This window comes from Aliiglaciecola sp. CAU 1673, assembly GCF_029223185.1.
In the GTDB taxonomy this organism is placed as follows: Bacteria; Pseudomonadota; Gammaproteobacteria; order Enterobacterales; family Alteromonadaceae; genus Bowmanella.
Window position 1 is genome coordinate 34,929 of record NZ_JARHUG010000023.1, and the last position, 24,116, is coordinate 59,044.

General features: G+C 53.2%; 25 protein-coding genes. 17 read left to right on the plus strand and 8 right to left on the minus strand.

Going from position 1 to position 24,116, the window contains the following annotated elements:
* Window positions 1–88: 88 nt before the first annotated feature.
* Window positions 89–730 (plus strand): OmpW family outer membrane protein, encoded by a 642-nt coding sequence (locus P2G88_RS17870; protein WP_275798520.1) that lies wholly within the window; start codon window positions 89–91, stop codon window positions 728–730.
* A gap of 98 nt (window positions 731–828) precedes the next feature.
* Window positions 829–1,605 (plus strand): transporter substrate-binding domain-containing protein, encoded by a 777-nt coding sequence (locus tag P2G88_RS17875; protein ID WP_275798522.1) that lies wholly within the window; start codon window positions 829–831, stop codon window positions 1,603–1,605.
* 26 nt (window positions 1,606–1,631) lie between these two features.
* Here P2G88_RS17875 and P2G88_RS17880 read toward each other — a convergent pair whose 3' ends face one another.
* On the minus strand, window positions 1,632–2,060 hold the full coding sequence (locus tag P2G88_RS17880; protein WP_275798523.1) for a DUF3429 domain-containing protein: 429 nt from the start codon (window positions 2,058–2,060) through the stop codon (window positions 1,632–1,634).
* 156 nt (window positions 2,061–2,216) lie between these two features.
* Between P2G88_RS17880 and P2G88_RS17885 the strand changes: the two genes are divergently transcribed.
* Window positions 2,217–2,975: an HNH endonuclease family protein gene (locus P2G88_RS17885; RefSeq protein ID WP_275798525.1), complete on the plus strand. Its 759-nt coding sequence runs from the start codon at window positions 2,217–2,219 to the stop codon at window positions 2,973–2,975.
* 3 nt (window positions 2,976–2,978) lie between these two features.
* Here the strand turns inward: P2G88_RS17885 and P2G88_RS17890 are convergent, their stop codons facing one another.
* Entirely contained in the window at window positions 2,979–3,608 is a 630-nt protein-coding gene (locus P2G88_RS17890; RefSeq protein WP_275798527.1) for a glutathione S-transferase family protein, read from the minus strand.
* A gap of 157 nt (window positions 3,609–3,765) precedes the next feature.
* Between P2G88_RS17890 and P2G88_RS17895 the strand changes: the two genes are divergently transcribed.
* A complete protein-coding gene (locus P2G88_RS17895) occupies window positions 3,766–4,716 on the plus strand; it encodes a YafY family protein (RefSeq protein WP_275798529.1) in 951 nt (316 codons plus the stop codon).
* A 259-nt stretch (window positions 4,717–4,975) separates the two neighbouring features.
* Window positions 4,976–6,877, plus strand: a complete 1,902-nt coding sequence (locus P2G88_RS17900; protein ID WP_275798531.1) for a family 16 glycosylhydrolase — start codon at window positions 4,976–4,978, stop codon at window positions 6,875–6,877.
* Between the two features lie 217 nt (window positions 6,878–7,094).
* Here the strand turns inward: P2G88_RS17900 and P2G88_RS17905 are convergent, their stop codons facing one another.
* The gene (locus P2G88_RS17905; RefSeq protein WP_275798533.1) at window positions 7,095–7,406 is read right to left on the minus strand and encodes a hypothetical protein; all 312 of its coding nucleotides are present in this window, start codon (window positions 7,404–7,406) and stop codon (window positions 7,095–7,097) included.
* A gap of 99 nt (window positions 7,407–7,505) precedes the next feature.
* Here P2G88_RS17905 and P2G88_RS17910 point away from each other — a divergent pair, with 99 nt between their 5' ends.
* From P2G88_RS17910 to P2G88_RS17920, 3 genes are all read left to right on the plus strand, one after another.
* A complete protein-coding gene (locus P2G88_RS17910; RefSeq protein ID WP_275798535.1) occupies window positions 7,506–7,739 on the plus strand; it encodes a type II toxin-antitoxin system ParD family antitoxin in 234 nt (77 codons plus the stop codon).
* Between the two features lie 131 nt (window positions 7,740–7,870).
* A complete protein-coding gene (locus tag P2G88_RS17915) occupies window positions 7,871–8,251 on the plus strand; it encodes a VOC family protein (protein ID WP_275798537.1) in 381 nt (126 codons plus the stop codon).
* Between the two features lie 99 nt (window positions 8,252–8,350).
* Entirely contained in the window at window positions 8,351–8,827 is a 477-nt protein-coding gene (locus P2G88_RS17920; RefSeq protein ID WP_275798539.1) for a DUF1456 family protein, read from the plus strand.
* A 2-nt stretch (window positions 8,828–8,829) separates the two neighbouring features.
* Here P2G88_RS17920 and P2G88_RS17925 read toward each other — a convergent pair whose 3' ends face one another.
* From P2G88_RS17925 to P2G88_RS17935, 3 genes are read right to left on the minus strand one after another with little or no spacing between them, the layout of a single operon-like run.
* Window positions 8,830–9,849, minus strand: coding sequence for an HNH endonuclease (locus tag P2G88_RS17925; RefSeq protein ID WP_275798541.1), 1,020 nt, complete (start codon window positions 9,847–9,849; stop codon window positions 8,830–8,832).
* A 13-nt stretch (window positions 9,850–9,862) separates the two neighbouring features.
* Window positions 9,863–10,444 (minus strand): class I SAM-dependent methyltransferase, encoded by a 582-nt coding sequence (locus P2G88_RS17930; protein ID WP_275798544.1) that lies wholly within the window; start codon window positions 10,442–10,444, stop codon window positions 9,863–9,865.
* Window positions 10,445–10,469: 25 nt separating this feature from the next.
* Complete coding sequence (locus P2G88_RS17935; RefSeq protein ID WP_275798546.1) at window positions 10,470–11,327, minus strand: DUF3883 domain-containing protein; 858 nt, start codon at window positions 11,325–11,327, stop codon at window positions 10,470–10,472.
* A 191-nt stretch (window positions 11,328–11,518) separates the two neighbouring features.
* On the opposite strand from P2G88_RS17935, the gene P2G88_RS17940 reads away from it, so the two are divergent.
* Window positions 11,519–12,421: a nuclease-related domain-containing protein gene (locus P2G88_RS17940; protein WP_275798549.1), complete on the plus strand. Its 903-nt coding sequence runs from the start codon at window positions 11,519–11,521 to the stop codon at window positions 12,419–12,421.
* Window positions 12,422–12,612: 191 nt separating this feature from the next.
* Window positions 12,613–13,002 (plus strand): DUF393 domain-containing protein, encoded by a 390-nt coding sequence (locus tag P2G88_RS17945; RefSeq protein WP_275798551.1) that lies wholly within the window; start codon window positions 12,613–12,615, stop codon window positions 13,000–13,002.
* Between the two features lie 48 nt (window positions 13,003–13,050).
* On the opposite strand, the gene P2G88_RS17950 is transcribed toward P2G88_RS17945, so the two are convergent.
* A complete protein-coding gene (locus P2G88_RS17950; RefSeq protein ID WP_275798553.1) occupies window positions 13,051–14,118 on the minus strand; it encodes a putative zinc-binding peptidase in 1,068 nt (355 codons plus the stop codon).
* Window positions 14,119–14,389: 271 nt separating this feature from the next.
* On the opposite strand from P2G88_RS17950, the gene P2G88_RS17955 reads away from it, so the two are divergent.
* Entirely contained in the window at window positions 14,390–15,127 is a 738-nt protein-coding gene (locus P2G88_RS17955; protein WP_275798555.1) for a tellurite resistance TerB family protein, read from the plus strand.
* An 86-nt stretch (window positions 15,128–15,213) separates the two neighbouring features.
* Here the strand turns inward: P2G88_RS17955 and P2G88_RS17960 are convergent, their stop codons facing one another.
* Window positions 15,214–17,316, minus strand: a complete 2,103-nt coding sequence (locus P2G88_RS17960; protein ID WP_275798557.1) for a TonB-dependent receptor — start codon at window positions 17,314–17,316, stop codon at window positions 15,214–15,216.
* A 114-nt stretch (window positions 17,317–17,430) separates the two neighbouring features.
* Here P2G88_RS17960 and P2G88_RS17965 point away from each other — a divergent pair, with 114 nt between their 5' ends.
* From P2G88_RS17965 to P2G88_RS17990, 6 genes are all read left to right on the plus strand, one after another.
* Window positions 17,431–18,336, plus strand: coding sequence for an ABC transporter substrate-binding protein (locus P2G88_RS17965; protein ID WP_275798559.1), 906 nt, complete (start codon window positions 17,431–17,433; stop codon window positions 18,334–18,336).
* Window positions 18,320–19,351 carry an iron ABC transporter permease gene (locus P2G88_RS17970; protein ID WP_275798561.1) on the plus strand — a complete coding sequence of 344 codons (1,032 nt, stop codon included), beginning with the start codon at window positions 18,320–18,322 and terminating at the stop codon, window positions 19,349–19,351. The genes P2G88_RS17965 and P2G88_RS17970 overlap by 17 nt, the downstream gene beginning before the upstream one ends.
* Window positions 19,344–20,117, plus strand: coding sequence for a heme ABC transporter ATP-binding protein (locus tag P2G88_RS17975; RefSeq protein WP_275798563.1), 774 nt, complete (start codon window positions 19,344–19,346; stop codon window positions 20,115–20,117). The genes P2G88_RS17970 and P2G88_RS17975 overlap by 8 nt, the downstream gene beginning before the upstream one ends.
* 36 nt (window positions 20,118–20,153) lie before the next feature.
* The gene (locus tag P2G88_RS17980) at window positions 20,154–20,876 is read left to right on the plus strand and encodes a DUF2470 domain-containing protein (protein ID WP_275798566.1); all 723 of its coding nucleotides are present in this window, start codon (window positions 20,154–20,156) and stop codon (window positions 20,874–20,876) included.
* A gap of 84 nt (window positions 20,877–20,960) precedes the next feature.
* Complete coding sequence (locus tag P2G88_RS17985; protein WP_275798568.1) at window positions 20,961–22,184, plus strand: TIGR03862 family flavoprotein; 1,224 nt, start codon at window positions 20,961–20,963, stop codon at window positions 22,182–22,184.
* A gap of 126 nt (window positions 22,185–22,310) precedes the next feature.
* Window positions 22,311–24,035, plus strand: a complete 1,725-nt coding sequence (locus P2G88_RS17990) for a potassium/proton antiporter (protein WP_275798570.1) — start codon at window positions 22,311–22,313, stop codon at window positions 24,033–24,035.
* Window positions 24,036–24,116 lie beyond the last annotated feature (81 nt).

The following is a 24,116-nucleotide window of genomic DNA, read 5'->3' on the forward strand; positions in this document are numbered from 1 at the left end:
GGTACAACAGCAGGCCAATACGCGGATCTGCCAGCCTACTTTGGCACTATTACAGCAGGCATCCCAATTAACTGCCAAAGGAAAAAAGATGAAAGCATTAACACTTATAACCCTCGCTGCCGGTCTGGTATCGACTCAGGCATTAGCTCAGAGTTGGATGATTAAGCCGTATTTTGGTCTTAGCCAGTTATCCGACACTCAGGGACAATCTCAATCTCTAGGGACGCAGGATGGGCAAACCAAGGTCGATCTCGACAGTGGCTTTGTTGCAGGTCTGGGACTGGGTTATCAGCTTGATGCCCAGTGGCGGGCAGAGCTAGCCTGGGAATACCGCAGTAATGACAGCGTCACTACGCTGGCGGACGGCCAACGCTTTACAGAAGGGAACTATGCATCGAACACCTTCGCCCTAAACGGTTACTACTTGTTTGCCGACGTGGCCGGCTTTCAGCCCTATAGCGGTGCTGGCCTGGTATGGATTCAGGAAATCGATTTGGACCTGGAGCGCAATGGCGAAGAGCAGTCTCTGTCGGGTTCCTCAGACACAGGTTTTCAGCTGATGTTGGGGATTGAGTATCAATTTAACGCCAGCTGGCAAGCGCAAGCAGAGTTGCGTTACACCAGCTTGACCGGTATCGGGTTGCAAGATGAGGGTGCAGGTAATGCCATCTTGCGTGACCTCGACTACCAGCCCCTGACCTTTGCTATTAATCTGCTCTACCGTTTTTAGCTGAGCTATCAGTACTTTGGGCAGGCTTTGCCCAAAGTACTGGAAAACCATGTAGTCTATGTTAATCTGCTGTTGCATTTTTCATCAGGAGTGCGGATTTGAGTGGTAAAGGCTGGTGGCTTTTTCTCTCTGTTTTTCTGAGCTTTACGAGCATAGCTAAGCCTGTGCTCAAGGCCTGTATTGATGAATACCCCCCTTACCAGATACTCGGCAACCCCCCTGCCGGTGAGTATGTGTCAGCCCTCGAAGTGTTAGCCATGAAACTGGATATGGCGCTGGTTTTTGAGACGGAGCCCGACTTCAGCCACTGCATGGATAGTTTGAAAACGGGCCAGGTCGACATTCTGGCGGGCTTGGTTCAGTCACCACAGCGGCAAAAAGATATGTATTTCCTGCCGATGCACCAAGACACACATTATGTTTTTGTAACCCGGAATTCAGCTAAACCAATTGAAAAATATGAAGATTTGCAGGGGCGATTAATTGCAACGGCGCAAGACTACATCTATTTCCCGCGATTCAATCAAGACCAGAGTTTACATAAGATCCCGGTCAAAGATGTGCATATGGCGTATAAGCTCCTATTGGCTGGACGAGTTGATGTTGCGATCAGTTCCGAGCAGAACCTCAGCGCTATTTTGGGAGGCAACCCGAATCTCAAGGAGCATATCCGGGTGCACCCTTACCATGAATTGGCGGACAGAGTGGTGTATTTTGGGTTGTCGAAAAAATCTCCCCACACAGCCAATCTTGAAAAATTGCTTGAGAAAGTGCAGCTAGCCTTCGAAGAGGGCGCTTTTCAGCAGGCAATGGAAGATTTCAGTAACAAAAATCCCGAGTATTATCGGGTAAAGCCGCCCCGCATCGCTAACTAATCATGCTTAATTATCTGGGTTGACGGTCAGGCAAGGCCCATCAACACAATACTCAAGACTAAATGGGCCAACAGCACTATGCCTGTGAGCATGGTGCGTAGTTTCAGATAGGCGCTCTGACCCCGGTACAGACGATAGTCCTGCACCAGGCAAGCAATAAATCCCAACACCAGTAAAAGCAGCGCCCAGCGGCTGGGAAGTGCCGATAGATCCATCGCGACAAGTACAAACCAGCCCACCAGCGACAGCACAATGGAGATGGTCAACGTCTCTTTGGGTACAGAGCCTCGCAAGGCGTATCCCCACTGACTACCGGCCAGGAAGGTGAGGATGATGGCGCTATACAACAAAAAAATAGATTGGCTCTGTGCACTGGGTAACCAGCCCATCAATATTGCCATTGGTGGGAAAATAAATGGAATCAGGCCGAGAAGTCCAAAAAGAATTCGTTGCATAGCTGCTTGCTGTTGGTTTACGTGCTGTTAATACCTACCGGGGAGGCGAACCGGATCATTAGTTATCAATTCGACTACCTGTGGTTTAGTCAGCACACTTGTCTGGAACAGATTGCCCGATAAAATGTGAAGCGTTGTTGATGTAGGGTAGCTGTCTTGTTTCAGTCTGGTCGTTTGTTTGTAGGACTCTGGTTTTTCTTAGCTTTTGCGGTTATTGCGCAGGAGCCGGTCAAGCTTTCCAGAAGTGGTATCTGCCATACCCCGCAAAGCCATTCCTATGAGCGCACCAAGCATTTTACACCTCATGCCAGCCTGGAAGCCTGCATCGAGGCCGGTGGCCGGCTGCCCAAAGGGGCTGGTCACAGCCAAGCCCCTCAACCAAACGCCCATAAGGGGTATGATCGTGACGAGTGGCCCCATTGGGATGACAGCGACGGCGATTGCCAGAATACCCGGGCCGAAGCGCTGATCCTGGCGTCCATGCTGGCAGTAGCCTTTGAGGATAAACCCGGTGATCGGGCCGACACCTGCCGCGTGATTGCGGGTACCTGGCTGGATCCATTCTCCGGCAAATCCATCAGCAAGGCAGAAGATCTGGATGTGGATCATATTGTGCCGCTCAAGTGGGCCAATGACCGTGGTGGTGCCGTTTGGCCGAAGGCACGCAAACGCGACTTCGCCAATGACTATGACAACCTGCTGGTGGTAGACAACAGCCTCAACCGGGCCAAAGGCCATAAAGCGCCTAATGAGTGGTTGCCACCCAATCAGGCCTTCCACTGCGAGTATATCCAGCGCTTTGACGCTATTGTGCAGAAGTATCAGCTGGCCTATCAGGCCCATGAACAGCACTTTGTGCAGGACAAGCTAACCGCTTGCGCAGCTGGCCTGTCCAATGTTGGGGTATCGCCTTAAGCGTTAAGCCATTGCCTGCTGTTTTTGCAGCTCATCATCCAGTTGGTTGGCACGAATGGCTGCTTCGCGGCTATACAGCCGCTGGACATAATCCTTAAACACCGGCCGTTCTTCGATAGATTTAAACATCATGCCCCAGCCCAGATGGCTGCCAACATAGAGATCGGCGGCGGTAAATTGCTCGCCGCAAAGATAGGGGCTTTGCTGTATGGCCTGCTCCAGCGTATTGAGTACATCGTCTAAATAACCGCAACCTATGCTTTGCACATTGTCGTCATCGATGCGCCAGCCGCAAGATTTGGCCGACATAGCCATCTCCAACGGCCCGGCGGCAAAGAACAGCCAACGGTAATAGGCACCGCGCGCCGCACCGCCCGGCGCCGGTGCCAGGCCCTTGTCGCTGAATTGATCGGCCAGATAGGCGCAGATGGCAGCACACTCGGTGACTACCATCTCACCGTGTTTGATGGCCGGTACCTTGCCCATGGGGTTTATCTGCAAATAGTCGGGGGATTTAATGCTGCTGCCATATTCCATTACCTGGACGTCGTAAGGCACGCCCAACTCTTCCAGCATCCAGCGAACGATACGACCACGGGAATTGGGATTGGTATAGAGAATCAGGGGCTTCATAGTTCTTTCCTTGGCTAAAAAATGTAAGAGATTCGCCCGCCTGCAATAAGGCCTGGCGGATTGTTTGCCGTTGCCAGGCCAATATAGAATCCATATAGGACAGAATGCGTCCTAATTATCCGGTATATTTCCCCTGATACTTTTTTTGGGAAAAACCATGAGCGCACCCACGGTCCGGGTCCTGACCTTACTTGAATTGTTGCAATCCCACGGCCGCATGAGCGGCACCGAACTGGCCAGGCGGCTGGAAGTGGATAAGCGCACCGTACGCCGCTATATCCGTACCCTGGAAGATCTCGGTATTCCGGTGACCACCACGGCGGGGCGGGACGGTGGATACAGCCTGATGGCCGGCTTTAAGCTGCCGCCGATGATGTTCAATAACGACGAAACCCTGGCCTTGTCCTTGGGGATACTGGCGGCAAAAGCCCTGCACCTTGGCGACAATCAGCCGGCCATTGACAGCGTGCAGGCTAAACTGGAACGGGTGATGCCGCAAAAACTGCAGTCCCGGGCCAGGGCCGTTGCCGACACCATTCGCCTGATGCTGCCGACGTCGCTCATGCCGCAGTCCAACCTGTATCTGGAACCCTTGCTAAATGCTATCCAACATCAGCAGGCAATAAGGCTGCGTTACGTTTCGCCAGAGCGTGACATTACCGAGCGACGGGTAGAGCCCTATGGCTTGCTGTTTCGCCAGGGGCACTGGTATATGAGCGGTTACTGTTGTCTGCGTAAAGATCTCAGAATCTTCCGCCTGGACAGGATTGAAGCAGTGCAGCCTTTGGCCCTGACCTTTGAGCGGCCGGCCGACTTCGACGCCGCCCGTTTTTTTCGCGAGAGCCTGAACAATATGCCGGGCAATTTGCGTATCCGCATATTGCTGCATACCGATAAACTACAGGCGGCGGAGGTGATAGGCACCATGGTCAACCTGTTGCAGGAACAGCAAGACGGCCTTCTGCTGGATGTGCAGGCTGACAGCCCGGATTGGTTCGCCCACTGGCTTTGTCAGATGCCCTTCGATTTCACTATTATTGAGCCCGACACCTTAAAACAGGCCGTCAGGGCGCAGGCAAAACGACTGCTGTCGTTGGTTTCCATTTAGCCCGCCAGAGGAATTTCCTCCCTCAGCCAAGCGACTTAACAATTTTATAACACCCTTATTGAAAGCGCTTACATTTATGTTGGCATCTTGTTGCATTTTACCTTCGGCTAGCAGGAAGGCGCGGCCCGAAGCAACGTAACGACAGTAGCTTCCAACCTTGCATTATTTAACGGGCCGCCTTTACCAACCTCAGTTGCGGCAAAAATGTAAGCGCTTATGGACTGGTGATGGGGGCCGCACAAACCATGAGTAATACAACATGTCGATCAAGAGTTGGAGCGCGCTTAGCCAAGGCATAATCGCCTCAGGCCTGTTGGGAATGTCCCTGCCAGCCAGTGCACAGCAATGCCAGAACCCCGTACCCGTTTGGGCCGATGAATTCAACGGCAACAGCGTGGATACCAGTAAATGGGAAATCATGACCGGTGATGGTTGCAGTTACGGTATCTGTGGCTGGGGCAATAGTGAGCTGCAGTCTTACCAGGCCGCTAACCTGACGGTGGCCAATGGTCTACTGACCATTACCGCCAAAAAACAGCGGGTGCAGTCCAAGCAATATACCTCCGGCCGTATTCGTACTGCCAATATGCCCAACGGCGGACAATGGACCAATGGCCGTTTCGAAGCCCGTATTAAAATTCCTAAAGGTGCGGGCTTGTGGCCGGCCTTTTGGATGTTGCCCACCAACCCCGATCAGGGCTGGCCCATGAGTGGCGAAATCGACATTATGGAAGCCACCGGCCAGGCCGATATGTTTGCCTTCGGTACCCTGCATTACGGTCAGCCATGGCCCAATAACCAGTGGACCAGCGGCCGCATTCTGAAGCAGCCCGATGCGTGGTCAGACGATTTCCACGAATATGCGGTGGAGTGGGAGCCCAACGAAATGCGTTGGTATGTGGATGATGTGCTGTATTCGGTAAAAACCCCGCAGGATCTTGGCAACCCGGCCTACTGGACCTTCGAAAACTACCAATACCATTTCCTGCTTAACCTGGCGGTGGGCGGTAACCTGGGCGGTGAAGTAGACAGCAGCATGCTGCCGCAAACCATGCAGGTGGATTATGTGCGCGTGTATGACCATGGTCAGCCTTCATTAACCGGCGCCCATATTGTTGAACCAAACAGCAGCCACACCTACCAGGTGATTGACGAAGCCGGCACCAACAGCAGCTACACCTGGCAATCGCCTACCGGCGAGACCTCTACCGGCAACAGCCTGAATGTAAATTGGGGCACGACTGGCGGAGCAGTGACCGTGACCGTAGAAAACAGCTGTGGCAGCTATCAGTTGTCGATGGATGTTTATGTGTCACCAGAGCAAAGCCAGGAAACCACGCTGGATAACTACGAGGGCACCAAGAATCTCAGCTATCAAACATGGACGGGTACCTTCACCCAGGGCCTGGCCAATCCAGCGCCCAATGCCACTAACGACTCCCCACTGGTGGCCGAGTACATTCGTAACGGTGCCGAACAGTGGGACGTGTTAAGTGCATCCACCACTGCCATACCCGATGCCGCGCCTTTTATCAGTGGTGAAAAGAGCTTTTATCTGGACGTTTACACCGGCGCTCCCGTGGGCACCGAGATCCTGATCCAGCTGGAAAACAGCAGTGTGGCCACTACCACCAACTACCCAAAGGGGCGTCACTCCAAGTACGTGGCCCATACCACGGTCCGAAACGCCTGGCAGCGCCTGAAGTTTGATTTGGAAGATCGCATCGACGGGGCCACCACTAACGCCCAGGTGAATTCGCTGGTGCTGCTAATTGCGCCTGATTCCTTCACCGTCGACACCTATTACCTGGACAACCTGGATATCTACGCCCCAGGCAGCAGCAACCCGGGTACGGCTACCAGCATGTGGGTACAGAATGTGGTAACCGGCACCCAAGGCGCAGGCAAAGGCAAAAAAGTCGGTACCGCCACGGTCACCGTCACCAATAACTTAGGTAATCCGGTCAGCGGCGCCACGGTTAGCGGCAACTTCACCGGCAGCTGGAATCAATCGGTTTCAGGGGTGACGGGTGCCGACGGCCAGGTTAGCTTTGTTACCAGCACCGCCTTAAGCGGCGGGGTGACGGTTAATTTCTGTGTCAGTAGCCTAAGCGGCACCCTGAGCCACGACAGCAATAACAGCAGCGGTCTGTGCCAGTAAAAGGACAGTAGACTCCCAGGATTGCTTTGGGTTGGCAGGCTCTTCCAACCCAAAGCTTTTTTCAGGCGGGACAAGCCCTCTGCTAAGCGCATCCTCTTGCTTTTGATGCGCCTTTCTCTGCACTATGTTTACCCTGGATGATGGAACCACAAGGAAAAACATGGATAAGCAGTAATTCCTCGAAGAATGCCAACAACGAATCACCCAGCTCTACGAGTTAATCAAAATCGGTAAGCCGGACGATGTACTTAAGCATCGTACCGAGGGCTTTCTTAACGCCGGTGAATTTATCGGGCTGATTAGCCGCGAAGAAGCCAGGCAGTTGATTGAGTCGCTGCATCTGGAAATATTGGGCGAAAGTATCGAGACCCGCCGCGCCAGAAAGGCCAAGCTGAACCAACTCAAAGAAAAATCCCTGGACGCTTTTTATGACGAACCGGCGATAAACCGGCGGCCTTAGGGGCTGCGCAAGAATACTGCTCAAACCAGGCCATGAGCCGATTAACTTGGCCCTGTACTGCTGTTGCATCCCTGTTGAATTGCCGCAGGAGTTAAAGACGCTCGGCCATTGGCCAACTTAGCTTGATCTGTAAGAAGTTATAGTCTGAGTGCAAGGTTAAGAAACAGTATGGCTACCCTGAAAATCGCCATCCCCGATGAACTTCAAAACTGGATTGACCATCAGGTCGAAAGTGCTCTTTTTGCCAATGCCAGCGATTACATTGGCGAGCTTATTCGTTCGCACAAAGCCGAAGTCGAAGCCATTCGCCTGGCTTTAGTTGAAGGGGAAATCAGCGGGGAAAGCGAATTGTCCGTCAGCGACATTATCAAACAGCAAAAGAAACCTACGGGCAATAATTAGCTACCGCCTTTTCAATAATGCGGTACAAAATTATTTTGCTATTCGTTCTTAATACCGCTTTACCTCAACTTTACTTGAGGTTTTATCCTGCCCCACATCTTCCAACCAAAGAATATGAGACAGGAGACACAATGAACCTAAACCAAATCACCTTGCCGGTAAACGATATGCAGGCCGCAGTGGATTTTTACCTCAAACTGGGCATGACCCAGATAGTGGATACCCCGCACTACGCCAGGTTCAGCTGCCCAGAGGGCGACAGCACCTTTTCCCTGAGCCTGCAGGCCGAGCCCGTGCAAAGCTCGGCGGTGATCTACTTTGAAAGTGAGCAGCTCGATCAGCAGGTGAGCGAGCTGACAAAACGCGGCATCGCTTTTGACCAGATACCGCAAGATATGCCTTATCTTTGGCGCGAGGCCGTTCTGCATGACCCCAGCGGCAATAAGATAAAGCTGTTTTACGCCGGTGAAAATCGCCATAACCCACCCTGGCGGGTGACCAACCGCCGCTAGTCAGTTGAAGAATCGAATGGCCCGGGTTTGCAGAGAATTTCCGCAAAAAATGTCAGCCCTGTATACTTGGCCCATTCTTGTTTCGATTTTGAACTTTCCATGCTTTTAAACGACGTATTCCGCCGCCTGCGCTTTGCGCTGAGTCTCGACAACAGCGCCACCATCGCCATTCTCAAACTGGTGGATTATGACCTCGAAGAAGCCTATCTGATGGATATGATGAAAAAAGAAGACGAGCCGGGTTTTTTGCCCTGTCGAGACAAGGTCCTTGGCCTGTTTTTGGATGGGCTGATTATCAAAAAGCGTGGTAAGCAGGAAGGGGCAGAGCCCCAGCCGCTTAAGGCGGGCGAGCGCCTCAGCAATAACGACATTCTGCGCAAAATCAAAATCGCCATGAGCTACCAGCAAGAGGATATGCTCAATATCCTGCGCGCCGCCGGCTTCCCCATGGGCAAAAGCGAGCTTTCGGCCCTGTTCAGAAAATCCGATCACCGCAGCTACCGCCCCTGCGGCGATCAGCTGTTGCGTAATTTCCTCAACGGCATGGTCAAGGTACATCGCCCCGATGTGAAGTAGGGCTATTGCCCTGCTGTCATAAACTCGTTCTTCGCGACCCAGAGTTTGGCGCCAGTGCTACTGGCAACACTGTAGGCCCAATTAGAAACAGCCAGGGATTTTTGTTCATCACAGTAGAAGTAGCCGCCAAGCTCCGCAGAGAGTGTTTTCGCATGGACAATCAGATTCTGCTCATGCCATTTTTCCCTGTGCTTTAACGCTGCCAGGTGGTCTCGCTTACTGTTGTTACAAGTTCCGTGGGCAGCCACAAAGTTGTGGCCGAGGTCTGTTGAGTAGCGGGAAAAAGGAATAAAGTGGTCAATAGCCACTTTTTCCTCTTTCATCGGCTTTTGACAATAGATGCAGATGTTGTTCTGGATATCCACAAGGATGGGCTTGGCCCGGTTTAGTGCATTGCGATCCACACCAAACAGGAAATCCTGCAACTGACTCTGCTGGCCAATCAGATCCTGATTAAATTTGATGCTTTGGATTTTCTGCAGCCAGGCATTTCTGGCCAGATACACCACAAGGTCATAGAAACGCCTGAAGCAATGGGCAATACCCGCACTAAGCTTAATATGATTTTTCCCTTTGATATGGGGGTACAGAAAGCATTCCTCCTGCTTTGACAGGATCTGTAACCGCCATAAGGGGCCTTCTTTCAATGTACTCAAAGTAGCCCGGTAAATCTGCGGCCAGGACGGGCTTTCTTTGAGTTGGCGAATATTCCTGATGCCTGCCAGCTGGCACTGGTAGAGCATACTGATCACCTTGGACTGCTTACCGGCGTTTTGCAGTAATAAGGCTTCCTCACCAACGCCAACTGCAGAAAAGGGCATGGCATGTTGCCAGTAAAGCAGGATAAATTTATCAACGAGCGTATCGAGTTCGACTGTCAGCTCAGCACTCTCATCTTCCATCGGTTGTTCGATACAAACATCGGCCAGTGCATGCAACAGCGCATACTTGTACGTGGCGCTAAAATCTCCCTCGACCAGCAGGCGCTGAATATAGGCAATAAAGGCGATTTGCTGCTGCATTAATTTCACTTTCCTATGCCCTTTTTCTGAGAATGGCATTGAGCCATGGTTCCTGTTCCCTGCCCTGCCGTAAGTCGGCCGTTTTCCAACGGTCGCATATTTCCAACGGTGTTGATGCTAATACCTGGGCCAATCCGTGCTCGGTTAGGTCGGTAAAAAGACGATTTCCTCTCTGCACTTCGCCTTCACCATATTTAAAAGAGCAGTAGAAAAGGCCATTTTGGGATAGCTGAGATGCTAAATGGTTAAAGGTTTGCGCAAGCTTGGCGACTGGAACATGGAGTAAGGACGCACAGGCCCAGATGGCATCCAAAGGCTGCTTAGCCTGATAGGCGTCGAAAGTACTGAGCTCTATATCCAGTCCGGTAAACTCCCTGGCCATCCCGACTAAAGCAGGACTGGCATCAAAGGCACTGACCACAAAACCCTGCTCAGAAAAATACTTGGCATCCCGCCCAGACCCGCAACCCGCATCAAGAATATGGGCACCAGGGGCAAGCAAGGGCAAAAAGCGCTGATACAGCGGCTGCATGTCCACCGACTGGGTGTCTTGGAAGAACTGCGTGGCGTGTATTTGGTAAAAGCTATCTTTCATGCTCAAGTCTCTGGGCAAAATCTGCTTATCGGAAGCTGCAAACGAAGCTAACTGGGTCCAATGTGCAGTGCTTTTTCAGATCGCCTTGTAAAGAGAACATTTTGGGCAACTTTTTAAACTCGAATAACCGGTAGAGGTAGAACTGCTCTGGTTTAGCTTCGGCAAATCTAACTTCGTTTCGGGACGCGAAAAACGGTGTTTCCTTGGCAAAAGCGGTTGTCTTAACTTCAATAAAACGTTCTTTGCCGTTTTCTTCAAAAGAAAGAATGTCATAACCCAGACCATCCCCTTGAGTTTGGGACACATGTTCAATCTTATTTGCCAGGTTTTTCTTACCCGCCATTGTTAGCCGATATTCTTCAAATTCCAGAACAAGTTGCTCACCGGCCAAACCTAATAAAGCATTGCAGGCTTCTCTTGCAACATAGTCACGCTTAACTGCTGTGTTAGTGACAGCACTGTAAGTTCTTGGATTCTCACTGACCCTATTCTTCGGTGACTTTGGTGGCTCAACCAGCAAACGTGAGAAATCTCTCACCTCAGGTAACACGGCGGGTTGGGTAACTGCAGCCATACTGAACTGATCAAACTCGGGATGTTGACTAATCCAGTTTTCAACAAAGTCAGCTAAAGCCTGCTGATAATTATTGCGTGGTTTGTAGCCAGGTATCCAGAAACAGCCCAACTTCTGTAGCACCGCGCTAATATTCTGATGCTTCAATTCTACAGCCGCATCACTGCGATTATTCAGCTTTGCTAGCAGGCCTTTGCGATGCTCTGTTTTACTGTATTTCTGACCCGCCAGTTCAAGCATCAGCATGCGCATGTAATCAGCTACTGTCGCAGCGATCTCTTCCGCACTCCAGCTCTCAGGTCTTGCCATATGACTTCCTTGCCTGTTGATGTTTAAGACTTGGTATGAGCTGAAGCATACGACAACTGTAAAGTCTTTAAAATACAAAGAGGTGGGCTAGAAATTAAAGCTAGCGCCTCCATGTGAAGTCCAAAAATTGTTATTCCCAGCGGCGACCACCCTGAGTAAACTTGCCGTTTTAAGTTTCAGGGACGAGTAGTATGTTTGAGCTAGGATCTTCGGTGATCGCGCTGGCAATATTGCTTTCAGGCATGGGCGCCACATTAGTGCCTATGTTTTTCTTGCTCAAGCGACGTGAACAGACGGTAAAACTACCTATTGATAGGGAACAATTGCTGCGTCTGCCAGGCTATGGGCTTCAAAAGGAAATTATCGACAAACAGTTTGAATTGCTAGGCAGTATGCTAATTGGCATGTGCTTAGTTATTTCTCCCTTTGCCTATTACTCTATCCATGCCTTTGTTTCCCTCGGTAGTATCCCGTATCTACCTGTATTTCTTGTCGTTGTCGGAATAGTCTATGGCATTTGGAAAACTATAAAAAACTTCAATCATCTCACCAGATTGCGGCTTGGTCACACAGCGGAGTTGGCAACGGCTGGGGAACTGATCCAACTGCAGGCTTTTGGCTATCAGGTATTCCACGATATCCAGGCAGAAAAATTCAATATTGATCATTTGGCGATAGGACCTAATGGTGTGTTCGCCATTGAGACGAAGGGTAGGCATAAGCGCCATGCTGACTCTTCCAATGGTAAAGATCGTGCTAATGGTATTAAGAGCCACGAACTGATCTTTAAAGACGGCAAATTACATTTTCCATCCTGGCAAGAAATTGAACCCATCCAACAGGCAGAGCGACAAGCAAAGTGGGTAACTCAATGGTTGACGAAAGCATGCGGATTTGAAATTAGTGCAGTTCCAGTGCTGGTCTTCCCTGGTTGGTTTGTGAAACTGCAATCCCGCGTGCCCTTCCCGATCCTAAACCACAAGATGATAGTTAGCACTTTGCCTAAAAATGGTAATTCCCAGTTTACTCAAGAACAAATCAACGTCATTAGTTGGCAAGTGGCTCAAAGGTCAATTCAGGGCAAAAGAGACTAGCAATACTTCTTGTACATGGTGACTGACAATCTAACCGCAGATTCTGCATTTCCCCAGCCCCCCGACTATCCTCCCAAGCAGCAAAAGGCTGGATATAGATAAGCCTATTGGGCCTCGTTCCTGACAAAAGTCAGGCGGTGGATGCCGATTGAGGAGGCATAAAAGCGTGGGTTATCAGCTAAGCTCACAGCATGAACAGTTCATCACAACGCCCTTTCTTACGTGTTTTTTATGATGCGGCTTGCCCGCGCTGCAGGAGGGATAGGGCCTGGTATGAACAGCGGGTGGATGAGGGTGAAAACATCCTGTGGGTGGATATCAATGGCCGTGAGCAGGAGCTAAAGGCACTGGGTATCGATCCAAAGCGGGCATTGCTGGAACTGCATGTTGAGGAGCAGCAGGGGCAGGTCCGCCATGGGATTAGCGCCTATCAACTGCTGTTCAGCCGCTTACCGCGCTATCGGTGGCTGGCCTGGGTTATCGGCTTGCCGCTGATTAAACCGCTACTGTCTTATCTGTATCGTTGGTGGGTGCGAAGGCGGCTTCAGCGGCAGGGGCGCTTACCCACTGATCCCCTCTAAGCATTAGCCACTTTTTTGGAGCTTATGGCGTTGTCGCCTGGCCCCAGCTTATGCATGCCCCTTAATCACTCGGTGCACAAAAGCCAGCTTTTCAATGATGGTGGGGGACAGCACAAAGGGGTAAATATGGCTGTGGCCCATACTGCGGTTCAAACTGTTTAAGGCATAGGTCAGGGGCAGCCAATGGTCGATAATGGCCTGGAAATTGGCCTGGGTGTAAGGGTTAGCATCCACATCCATTTTATAGCACTGGTCGTTGGCGGCGCGGGGGCGGGTGTGCAGGTTAAACTGGTAGGCCGTTTCAAGGGTGTCCACTATATGCAGATAATGGGCCCAGCTTTCGGCCCAATCCTCCCAGGGGTGGCTGCTGGCATAACTGCTGACGTAATTGTCGGGCCAGTTTGCCGGTGGTCCTTGCTGGTAATGTTGATTAAGCGCATCCGTATAGTTTGCAGACTCATCGCCAAACAGCGCCCGGTATTGCTGCAGGAGAGGGCCGTTGGCAATCAGGCGGTCCCAGTAATAGTGGCCGGACTCATGGCGAAAATGGCCCAAAATGGTGCGATAGGGCTCTGCCATCTGGCTACGCATGCGCTCTCGCTGAACAGGATCGGCTTCGGCCAGGTTTATGGTGATATGCCCCTGGTCATGACCTGTTTTCACCCGGTTACGCTCGGAAAATTCACAGGGGGCGTCGCTCAGGAAGGAAAATGACAACCCTTTTTCCTTGTCCTGCTCTTTGGATACCAGCGGCAACTGCAATTGCATCAGGCTATAGACCAAGCGCCGTTTTTCTTTCTCCATGATCTGCCACAGCGCCTGGTTGCCCTCGACGCTGAGGTTGGGAATAGTGTGGTTTAAACGACAGGCCCGGCAATAGTTCTGCTGGTCGGTTTCGGCCACCAGCCAGTTGCACACCTGATATTGCTGGTAGTTTGCACATTTCTTAAAGCGGGTCTGGGTACCCGGAACGGCAAAGTATGCGTTTGCATCGGCGTTGATGGCGATCAGCGACATCTGCCCGGGAACAAAGCCCAACGCATGGCCACACTGGGTGCAGCTGACATTCTCAAAATACAACAGATTACCGCACACCGAGCAATTAAACAGACGCATGAAGGCTGGCACAAAAATAAAGGGTTAGGCCATTATGGGTAGTGAAGCCGCCCGGTGCAATCTGACTCAAGTACTCATATCCGAATCGTTGCCCACGGCTGTGTCGATTCTGATTATTCCCGGCGGTTACTTGCGCTGAGCCATAGCCTGGTATGGCGGCAGCGCACGCCATTTGACGTATCCCCTAACAATTTCCAAGCAAACCAATTTGGACTTGGCGTCGTATTTGATTAGGCTAAATCCAGACATTTCAAAATCTTAGGAGTGCTCTATGAGCTTTAAGCTGATTGATCAGTTACTGAAATCAGGGGCTGTGGATAGCTTTACCGGTCAGGGACGCGCCGCTGGCGGTACATCTCAGCCGACAACTTCTTCAGCTGATTCGCTGGTTTCCAGCCTGTCGGGTATGCTTTCCGGGCGCGGCGGCGCAGCGCTTGCCGGTGGCGCGCTGGGATTGCTGCTCGGTAGCAAAAAGGGCCGCAAGCTCGGCGGTAAGGTGTTGACCTATGGCGGGCTGGCCGCTTTGGGCGTGGTGGCATACAAAGCCTATGGCAACTGGCAGCAGAGACAGGCTGATGGCCGCCTGCATCCAGGCGCGGTGCAGGCCGAGCCACAAACCATCGATCGCCTGCCACCGCCTCAAGCCGAAGAGCATGGCCGGGCCATTCTGTCGGCGGTGATTGCGGCGGCCAAGGCCGACGGCCATATTGATGCGCGGGAAACCGCCTTGATCGACCAGGAAGTCGCCAAATTCACCCGCGACCAGGCCTTTTTGCAATGGGTAGACAATGAGCTGAAATCACCGCTGGAGCCGGCCCGAATTGCCGCCCAGGCAAGCACGCCTGAACTGGCTGCTGAAATCTATCTGGCCAGTTTGCTGGTGGTCGATGAAGAAAGCTTTATGGAGCGCAGCTATCTGGAAGAGCTTGCCCGTCAACTGGGTCTGGCCCCGGATTTGGTGCAGGAACTTAAGGCCCAGGCCCTTCAGGCGGAACAGCTTTGTCAGTAGTGCCAGGCCCCGGGATTTTACTTGCGAATAGCTGATAAACGCTATTTTGGGTGCCGCCTGTGCCAACAGGCGGCACCTTCCTTCACTTAAAAGCGGTAGACAGCCTGCGCTGACAGGCTGCGTCCCGGTTGGGTATACTGGCCTAGGTCAGTGTCAGCGGATTGCCCGGCAATACGTTGGTAAGGCACGTACGCTTTATCCAGCACATTTTGCAGCGCCAGGTTCAGTCGCCAGTTGCCCAACTCAATGCCGCCAAGCAGATCCAGCGTGGCCCAGCCTGCGCTTTGTGCATCGTCCGCCTCTGGTGTCTTGCTCATGCTAGCGGCGGCGCTGACAAGGGCGCTGAGGTAGAAGGTATCGCCGTTGTAACGCAGCATCAGGGTCGAACTCAAGGGCGAGATGGAGCTTAAGTACTGATCGGTGCTTTGGTCCTTGCCCCGGCTGTAGGCGATGGCGGTATTGATTTCCCACTGGTCATTCAGCCACAGATTTATTCCGGCCTCGGCACCATAAATCTGCGCTTTGTCCTTATTCTGGTACTGATATTCGGTGCGCTGCACGCCGGGGATAAAGGTAGGCGCAGTGCTGATCACCACCGTGTCGATAAAGTCATCAAAATCGGCGTTGAAGGCGGCCAGGTTGATGCTCATATCGCCTTGCTGGTATTTCAGTCCCAGTTCAGTGGCGTAGCTGGTTTCCGGCTGCAGGTCAGGATTGGGCACGATGGCATAAAACGGCTCAACGCCATGGTTCTGATACGCCTGATCATGGGGTGGGATCTTAAATCCCTGGGCATATTGAGCGTACAGGTTTAACTGTGCGTTGTGGCGGTAGATAAGCCCTAATTTGGGTGACAGCGCCGTTTCCGTAATATCGGCCAGCAAGGCTTCATCGTACAAAGGGTTGGATTTGGCCTGCATCTGGTAGTGATCTAACCTGAGTCCGGCTATCAGGCTAAAGGGCAACTGTTTAAGGGTGATATTGTCCTGCACAAACACGCCGCCAAGCAGGGTGTCGGCGCCGGGGAAGGCTTTTTGTGGGGCGTTGTCGAGGCTCAGGCTGCCATCCATTTCAATGCGGGTCTTAAAACGCGGGCGTTCTGTCTCCAGGTAATCTATGTCGGCGCCAAATACCCAGTGGTGGGTAGCATTTTCCTGTTGCATGGCTTTGTCGGCCTGCCAGCGAAAACCGATGATCTGCTGCTCAAAGCGATAATCGTTATAGTCGGTGTAGGGACCTGTACGACCGGCTCCCGGCAGGATTTGGTCACTTTGCTGCTGATAGTCAGAGAGGTAAAACTGCGTTTGCATGGCGTCGTAAAGATCGCTGCCAAGCTCACTTGCATAATCCAGTGAAAGGGCCCATTGTCTGTCGGTATCTTCGGTTTGCTGGCTGCCGGCGCTGAGTATTTGCTGGTTTTGCTGACGATAACCGTCGACAGTCAGTTTCAGGTGCTGTTGTTCACTGAGATCCCAGTTCAACTTGCCGAGCAAGCTGATACTGTCGTAGTCATAGCCGGGCAGGGTTTCGGCAAAGTTCTGGGTTTCCTTGCCATCACGGTAGCTTAAGCTAAACATGCCCTGGGTATCGCCCCAACCGCTGGCGTGCATGATGTGGCTGTGATAGCTGTTACTTTGCCCCTGAAATCCACCGCTGAGCTGGGTAAAGTGTTCTTGCTTGCCCAGCAAATCTTTGGGATCAGGGGTGGTGATCACCACAATGCCACCCAGGCCATCGGAGCCATACAGGGAAGAGGCGGCTGATTTTGCCACCTCTACCCGCGCTATTTGCGCCACATCCAGATAGCCCCGGCCCACCAGCAGGCCGCCACCGCCGGCATAGCCGTCATTCAGACGGCGACCGTCCTTGATATAAATCAGCCGGTTGCCGCCAATGCCACGGATGCTGAGCTCCTGTGCCTGCCCGGCATTACCGGTACCGGAGATGGCAGGATCATAGCGAAATACGTCAGCCAGGCTTTGGCTTAACTGCCGCTCGATATCGGTACTGTCCATTACGGCCACTGAGCCTGCCACATCTTGCAGCTTTTGCTCGATACGGGAGCCTGTTACCACAATAACATCCGGTTTGGGTACCAGGCCGGGCGCCTGATCAGCCAGCACGGCACTGTTGCATAAGGTGGCCGCCGCGAGGGTGAGGGTTGAGGTGCCTGTAAAACGAAAATTCACACTGTACTCCTGTGATAGGTGAGATTGCCTTTTAGATCTAAACGAGAATGGTTTGCATTTGCAATAAAAAGTGATTAATTTATTTTTCGTTTCGAATCACAAAGGAATCCGTTTATGGACCGCATATACCCGTCAATCTGGCCATTGGCCCTATTGTTCGGCTTGCTGATGGCGTTACCGGCCAGGGCCGACTTGCCGAAATTGATCACCGCCGGTGGCACCCTTACCGACATCGTATTTGCCCTGGACGCAGACCAGGCCCTGGTGGCTACCGACAGCTCCAGCACCTCGCCTGCACAGGCGACGGCTTTGCCCCAGGTCGGTTATTACCGCGATCTTTCCGCTGAGGGAGTCTTGTCCTTTGCGCCACAGTGGCTGTGGGTGCTCGAAGGTGGCGGCAGCGAAAACGTGCTGCAACAGATTGAACGGGCGGGTGTTGAAGTGACTCAGTTTGCAAAGCCCCGTGATGTGGCGGCGCTGTATGCTCTGATCCGTGATATTGGCGAGCGTCTGCAGCGGGCCGAACAGGCAGAGGATGTGGTGGCTTCCCTGCAAAGCCGCCTTCAGCCGCTTAAGCCCGGCCAGGCACAAAAGGCTTTGTTTGTGTTGCAGGCCTCGGCACGTGGCGTGGTGGCTGCTGGTACAGAGACGGTACCGCAACTGTTGCTCGAGCATGCCGGTTTGCAAAACATTATCAGCCACCTTGGCTTTAAGACCATCTCTGTGGAGTACCTGGCGCTGCAGCAGCCAGCGCTGTTAATTGCCCCGTCCCACACGGTGGCAGCCGCGGGTGGCAAACAGGCATTTTGTGCACAACCGGCCCTGAGGTTGCTGGAGGCGGCCAGGCACTGCCGCTTACTGGTGATGGATTCTCTGTTGGCCCTTGGCATGACCACCCGTTTGCCCGACGCCATTGTGCAACTGTCAGATTTTGCTGATAAGCATGGTCTGCCATCTGCAGCCCAAGCCCACCAAGCCCAGCCAGAGGACGCTGAGGAAGCCTATGCTGGCCAAGGTTAATCAGCGTCAGCAGATGCTATTTTTGGCGGTGGCTTTGTCGGCGCTGATTTGTGCGGTGCTGGCGCTATCGTCCGGGCCGGTCATCAGCGACTGGCGTCTGGCGCTGGCCTGGTGGTGGCCCGCCGATTTTAGCGGTATCAAAGCGCTGCATATCGATGTGGTCACGCAAATTCGCCTGCCGCGCCTGGTGCTGGCATTGATGGTGGGCTGTGTGCTGGCGCAAAGTGGCTGTGCTACCCAAACCCTGTGCCGAAACCCGCTGGCCGATCCGGGGCTTATCGGGATTTCGGCAGGGGCGGCAGTGGCGGCGCTGATGGTGATTTCGCTGGGCGGGAAATGGGGCTTGCAAGGCGAGTTTTGGGTCAGCGGCGGCGCCTTTTTGGGGGCGTTGGCCGCCACCTTGCTGGTATACAAACTGGCTGGACAAAGCGGACATACGCCGGTGGCTACCCTGATCCTCGCCGGTGTGGCCATCAACGCCTTTGCCGGCGCCATTATCGGCCTGCTCAGCTACCACGCCGACGATGACTCCCTGCGCCTGATGAGCTTTTGGCAAATGGGCTCGCTGGCCGGGATCAGCTGGCAGCAGTTGCCCTTTGGCCTGGTGTTTATGGGCCTGAGCAGTCTGATGCTGATATTGCGTCGACGGGCCATTAATGCCCTGCTGCTGGGGGAGCGACAAGCAGGCTATCTGGGCGTTAACGTGCAGCGCCTGAAGCGGGAGATCATCCTTTGGGTGGCGCTGGGTGTGGGCGGGGCCGTAGCCCTGACCGGCATGATAGGTTTTATCGGCCTGGTGATCCCTCATATCAGCCGCCTGCTGGTAGGCGCCGATATCAAGCGGTTGATGCCCATGTCCATGCTATTGGGGGCGGCGGTGCTGGCCTTTGCTGACTGGTTGGCGCGCATGCTGGTCGCCCCGGCCGAGTTGCCCATCGGCATCATCACCGCCTTGGTGGGGGCGCCTTTTTTCCTTTACTTGTTGTTACGTCAGAAGCGACATCATTATGCTTGAACTTTCCCATGTCAGTGTCCGTCGCGGCCAGCGTAAGGTGGTCGACGGACTTAGCCTGTGCTTGAGCGGGCCGCAATTTGTTGCCGTACTGGGTGAAAACGGCGCCGGTAAATCCACCTTGCTAAGGGCGATTGCCGGTGATCTGCCCTTTAGCGGCGACATCAGCCTGCAGGGTTGCAGTTTACGTCATTGGTCGGCGGCGCGGCTGGCCAGGATGCGGGCGGTGATGGAACAGCAATTCTCACCGCCTGCACAGATGTCGGTGCTGGAGATGGTAACACTTGGGCGCTATGGCCATGACGAGTGCGACAAAGAGGCCAGGTTGCACGCACAAAAATGGCTGGGATATACGCACCTGTCAGAATACGCCCATCGCGAGGTAGCCAGTTTGTCCGGTGGCGAGCAGCAGCGTGTGCAACTGGCCCGCTGCCTGGCGCAACTGGACGGCGACAGTGGTGGGCAGAAGCTGCTGTTGCTGGATGAACCCACGTCGGCACTGGATCTTTACCATCAGCATGCTTGCTTGCAGCTGGTCAGGGCCTTTACCGAAGCCGGCCACCTGGTTATTGCTGTTATGCATGATGTAAACCTGGCGTCCCTGTATGCCGATCAGATCCTGCTGCTAAAAAACGGCAAGCGAATTATTCAAGGGCCGCCGCAACAGGTGCTGCAGCCCGATACACTTAAATCTGCTTATCAGATCAACAGCCACATCACCCCCCATCCTATCCTCACCGTGCCCATGGTGTTTTCCATGCCCGGCTGAGGGTCGACTACAGATATTTTATTAAGGAGTAAGACAATGCAAGAGCGTTTAGAGGCGGCTAATCAGGCCAGATTATTGGTACAACAATGCCACACGGCGGTGTTTTCCACCCTATCGGTGAAGCTGCAGGGACATCCTTTTGGTTCGGTGTCGCCGGCCATGCTGACAGATAGCGGCAATATGGTGTTTTATGTGTCCGATATCGCCCAGCATGCCAGAAACCTGCAACAGGATCCGCGCCTGAGCCTGACCTTGTTCCAGCAGGCCGAACAGGGCGATCAGAATGAGCAGGGGCGCGTGACCCTGTCCGGCAAAGCATCCCCATTAAGTGATGAGCAAAGTGCCGGGTATGCAGAACGTTATTTCCGTTTGTTTCCCGATGCCCTGCGCTACCGCCAGGCCCATGATTTCCGCTTCTGGCAATTAGAGGTGACCGATGTGCGTTATATCGGCGGTTTTGGCAAAATATTCTGGTTAACCCAAGAGGAATGGCAGCGCCCGCTGCCGCAGTGGTCTGTCGCCCAGGAAAGCAGCATGGTGGAGCATATGAACGCCGATCATGCCGATGCCTGTCAGTTGATTGTGGCAGACCATTTGGGACTGCACGGGCAACCTGTGATGGCCAGTGTTTACCCCGATGGCTGTCACTACCGCCTGAACCAGAAGAGTGTTTTTGTACCTTGGAATCAGCCCTGTTACAGCGCGCAGGAAGTGCGTCAGGCGCTGGTGGCCATGACCAATAAGGCCCGCGCCGCCTGACTGTAGTGAACTGGCACAGTGACAGCAAAGGCTGCCAGTGCGACAATTCAGCGATCTGATTCCTTGACTGCCTTGAGGCCATCCTTGCCTGCTGAAAAATCTGTCGCCATTGTGGGAGCCGGTCCAGCCGGACTGATGGCCGCCGAAGTGATTCGTGCGGCCGGTTTTGCTGTCACTGTCTATGACGCCAAGCCCAGCGCCTGTCGCAAGTTGCTGTTAGCCGGCACCAGCGGCCTTAATATTACCCATTCTGAGTCTTTTGATACCTTTGTTCAGCGCTACTACGAGAAATCACTCTGGTTACAGGGTGCGCTTACTGCTTTTGACGCCGATGCGTTACGTAATTGGTGCCTGGGGTTGGGTATCAGCACTTTTGTCGGTAGTTCCGGGCGGGTATTTACCGAAGAAATGAAAGCCGCGCCGTTGGCGCGCAACTGGCTGAAACGACTTAAGGCCTCTGGCGTGGTGTTTCAGATGCGTCATCGTCTGGTCGGCATGCAAGCAAACAGGCTGCAATTTGAATCTCCCGACGGACCCATTGAGGTAGCCGCCGATGGGGTGCTCTTAGCCTTAGGTGGTGCAAGTTGGCCAAAACTGGGCTCGGATGGTGCCTGGCAGGGCTGGCTGTCACAACAAGGTGTTGAGGTGTCGCCACTGATGAGTGCCAATTGTGGCTTTGGCTGTTACTGGAGTGAGCACTTACTGCGTCATGCCGGCGAGCCGCTGAAAAATGTGGTGTTCAAAGTGATGGGTGCTGATGGCCAAGTGCAGGAAAAGCGTGGTGAGTGCGTAATTACTCAAAATGGCTTGGAAGGCAGCCTGGTCTATGCCCATTCAAAGGCATTGCGGGAGCAGTTGCTGCAAAAGGGGGCGGCAACACTTGCCGTTGATCTGTTACCGGATTTGAATCTGGAACAGCTTTCTCACAAGCTGGCAAACCGTAAAGCCAAAGAATCATTCAGTAAATACCTAAAACGCACCCTGGGATTGGATGCCCTGAAGCTTGCCCTGGTATATGAGTGCAGTGCGCACCCTCAATCCCTGAGTGCAGATTTATTAGCGCAGGCCCTAAAAGCCCTGCCAATGCGCTTTGACCGCATCAATCCCATCGACGAAGCCATCTCCAGTGCCGGTGGCGTCTGTGAACAAAGCCTGGATAAGCAGCTGATGCTAAAAGTCTTGCCGGGGGTATTTTGTGCCGGTGAGATGCTGGATTGGGAAGCGCCCACCGGCGGTTATCTGCTGACGGCTTGTTTTGCTACCGGGCGAATTGCGGGGCAGGGTGTGTGCCGGTATTTAGGCAGCTGATCTGGCAAACTCAATCTGCTTTATTTTCTTGTAATTCCCCTGATGCATTGCACTCGCCTTTGATATGCTCAATTAAGGAATCGCGTTTTTCAGTGTCCCCTCAGTTAATGCAGGAATAGGAAGGTTGTGGAGCTGACCAATCAATTTATTTTTATCGGTGCCCTGCTGGCTCTGCTTGCGGTGCTGGCTAGTGCCGTCACACGTAAATCCGGCGCGCCTTTGCTATTGGTCTTTCTTATTCTGGGAATGTTGGCCGGTGAAGACGGACCCGGTGGCATCAAGTTCAACGACTTTTCCCTGGCTTTTTTGTTTGGCAGCCTGGCACTGGCCATTATTATCCTCGATGGCGGCTTAGGTGCCCGTCGCTCAACCTTTAGAGTCAGTCTTAAACCGGCATTGTCGCTGGCTACCTTCGGCGTCGTGATTACGGCCGCCGTCACCGGTGCCGCCGCCTACTGGTTGCTCTCGCTTCCCTGGCAGCAGAGCCTGCTGATTGGCGCTATTGTCGGTTCAACCGATGCCGCCGCGGTATTCGGCTTGTTGCGCGCCGCTGGAGTTGAGCTTAAGGAGCGGGCTGGGGCGACCCTGGAGATTGAATCCGGTACCAACGATCCCATGGCTATCCTGTTGACCGTGACCTTTGTGCAGTTAATGGTGCTAAGTGAGCCCCTTTCCGGTTGGGCGCTGGCCAGCGAATTTACGCAGCAGATGGGTTTAGGTCTGTTGATGGGGTTTGCGCTTGGTTATCTGCTGAGCATAATGCTTAAGCATGTGCCTTTGTCCGTGTCGCTATATCCCTTATGCGTGCTGGCCGGTGCCCTGAGTGTTTTTGGGATCACCAACCTGGTGGGCGGCAGTGGATTTTTAGCCATTTACATTGTCGGCGCCATCATCGGTAACAGTCCGCTGCCTTATCACGATGATATCCACCGCTTTCATGACGGCATGGCCTGGCTTAGCCAGATTGGCATGTTTCTGATGTTGGGGCTGCTGATTACGCCCAGCAATCTGGTGCCCATTGTACTTCCCGCCATTCTGATTGCCCTGGTGCTGATTTTTGTGGCCAGGCCATTGGCGGTGCTCCTGTCGCTGCTGCCTTTCCAGTTTCCCTGGCGTGAACAGTTGTTTATCAGCTGGTGCGGTTTGCGTGGGGCGGTGCCCATTATTCTGGCGTTGTTTCCCTCGCTTGCCGGTCTTGAGGACAGCACCGCCTACTTTGAGTTGGTGTTTTTTATTGTACTGGTTTCCCTGATTTTACAGGGCTGGACCATTGCTCCGGTGGCACGCTGGCTCAAAGTAGAGTTGCCGGTATCGGCCAAGGACCCGGAGCATTTAACCCTGTTTATGGCTGATGATCAAAACCAGGAACTGCTGGTTTATGAGGTCGTGGAAGAGTCTCAGGCCAATGGTATGAACCTGGCCTATTTGCCCCTGGCGAGCGGAGGACAATTACTTGGCGTGGTGCGAAACGGGATGTTACTCGACAGGGCCGACAACCCGATACTCAGCAGCCAGGACAGAGTGCTTATCTTAGCGCCTTATGGCCACTCAGCAGAGTTTGGCAAAGTCTTTGCCAGCAAGCGGGATAAAGACGATGTGGCCCCGGTATTTCTGGGCGAATTTATTATTCATCCCTCAACCCGCTTGCGTGAGCTGTCCAGTCAATACGATATCGAAGTGGCGCCGCGCTGGAATCTGCTCAGTATCGGCGAATTTCTGAATCGCTCCTACCACGGTAAAGCGGTGGTTGGGGACGAAGTCAGTATTGGCTCATTGAGTTTTCAAGTGCGCGAAGTGGAAGGGGGCAGGATTGCCTCGGTGACCATGAAATTGCAGGCACCCGTTGACTGAGCCTTTACAGGGTGCTCGCCAAGCAACTCAAATGTGAAAACATTCAGTAAGCTTCTCCGGCGCCTGTACCCCAGGGATTGA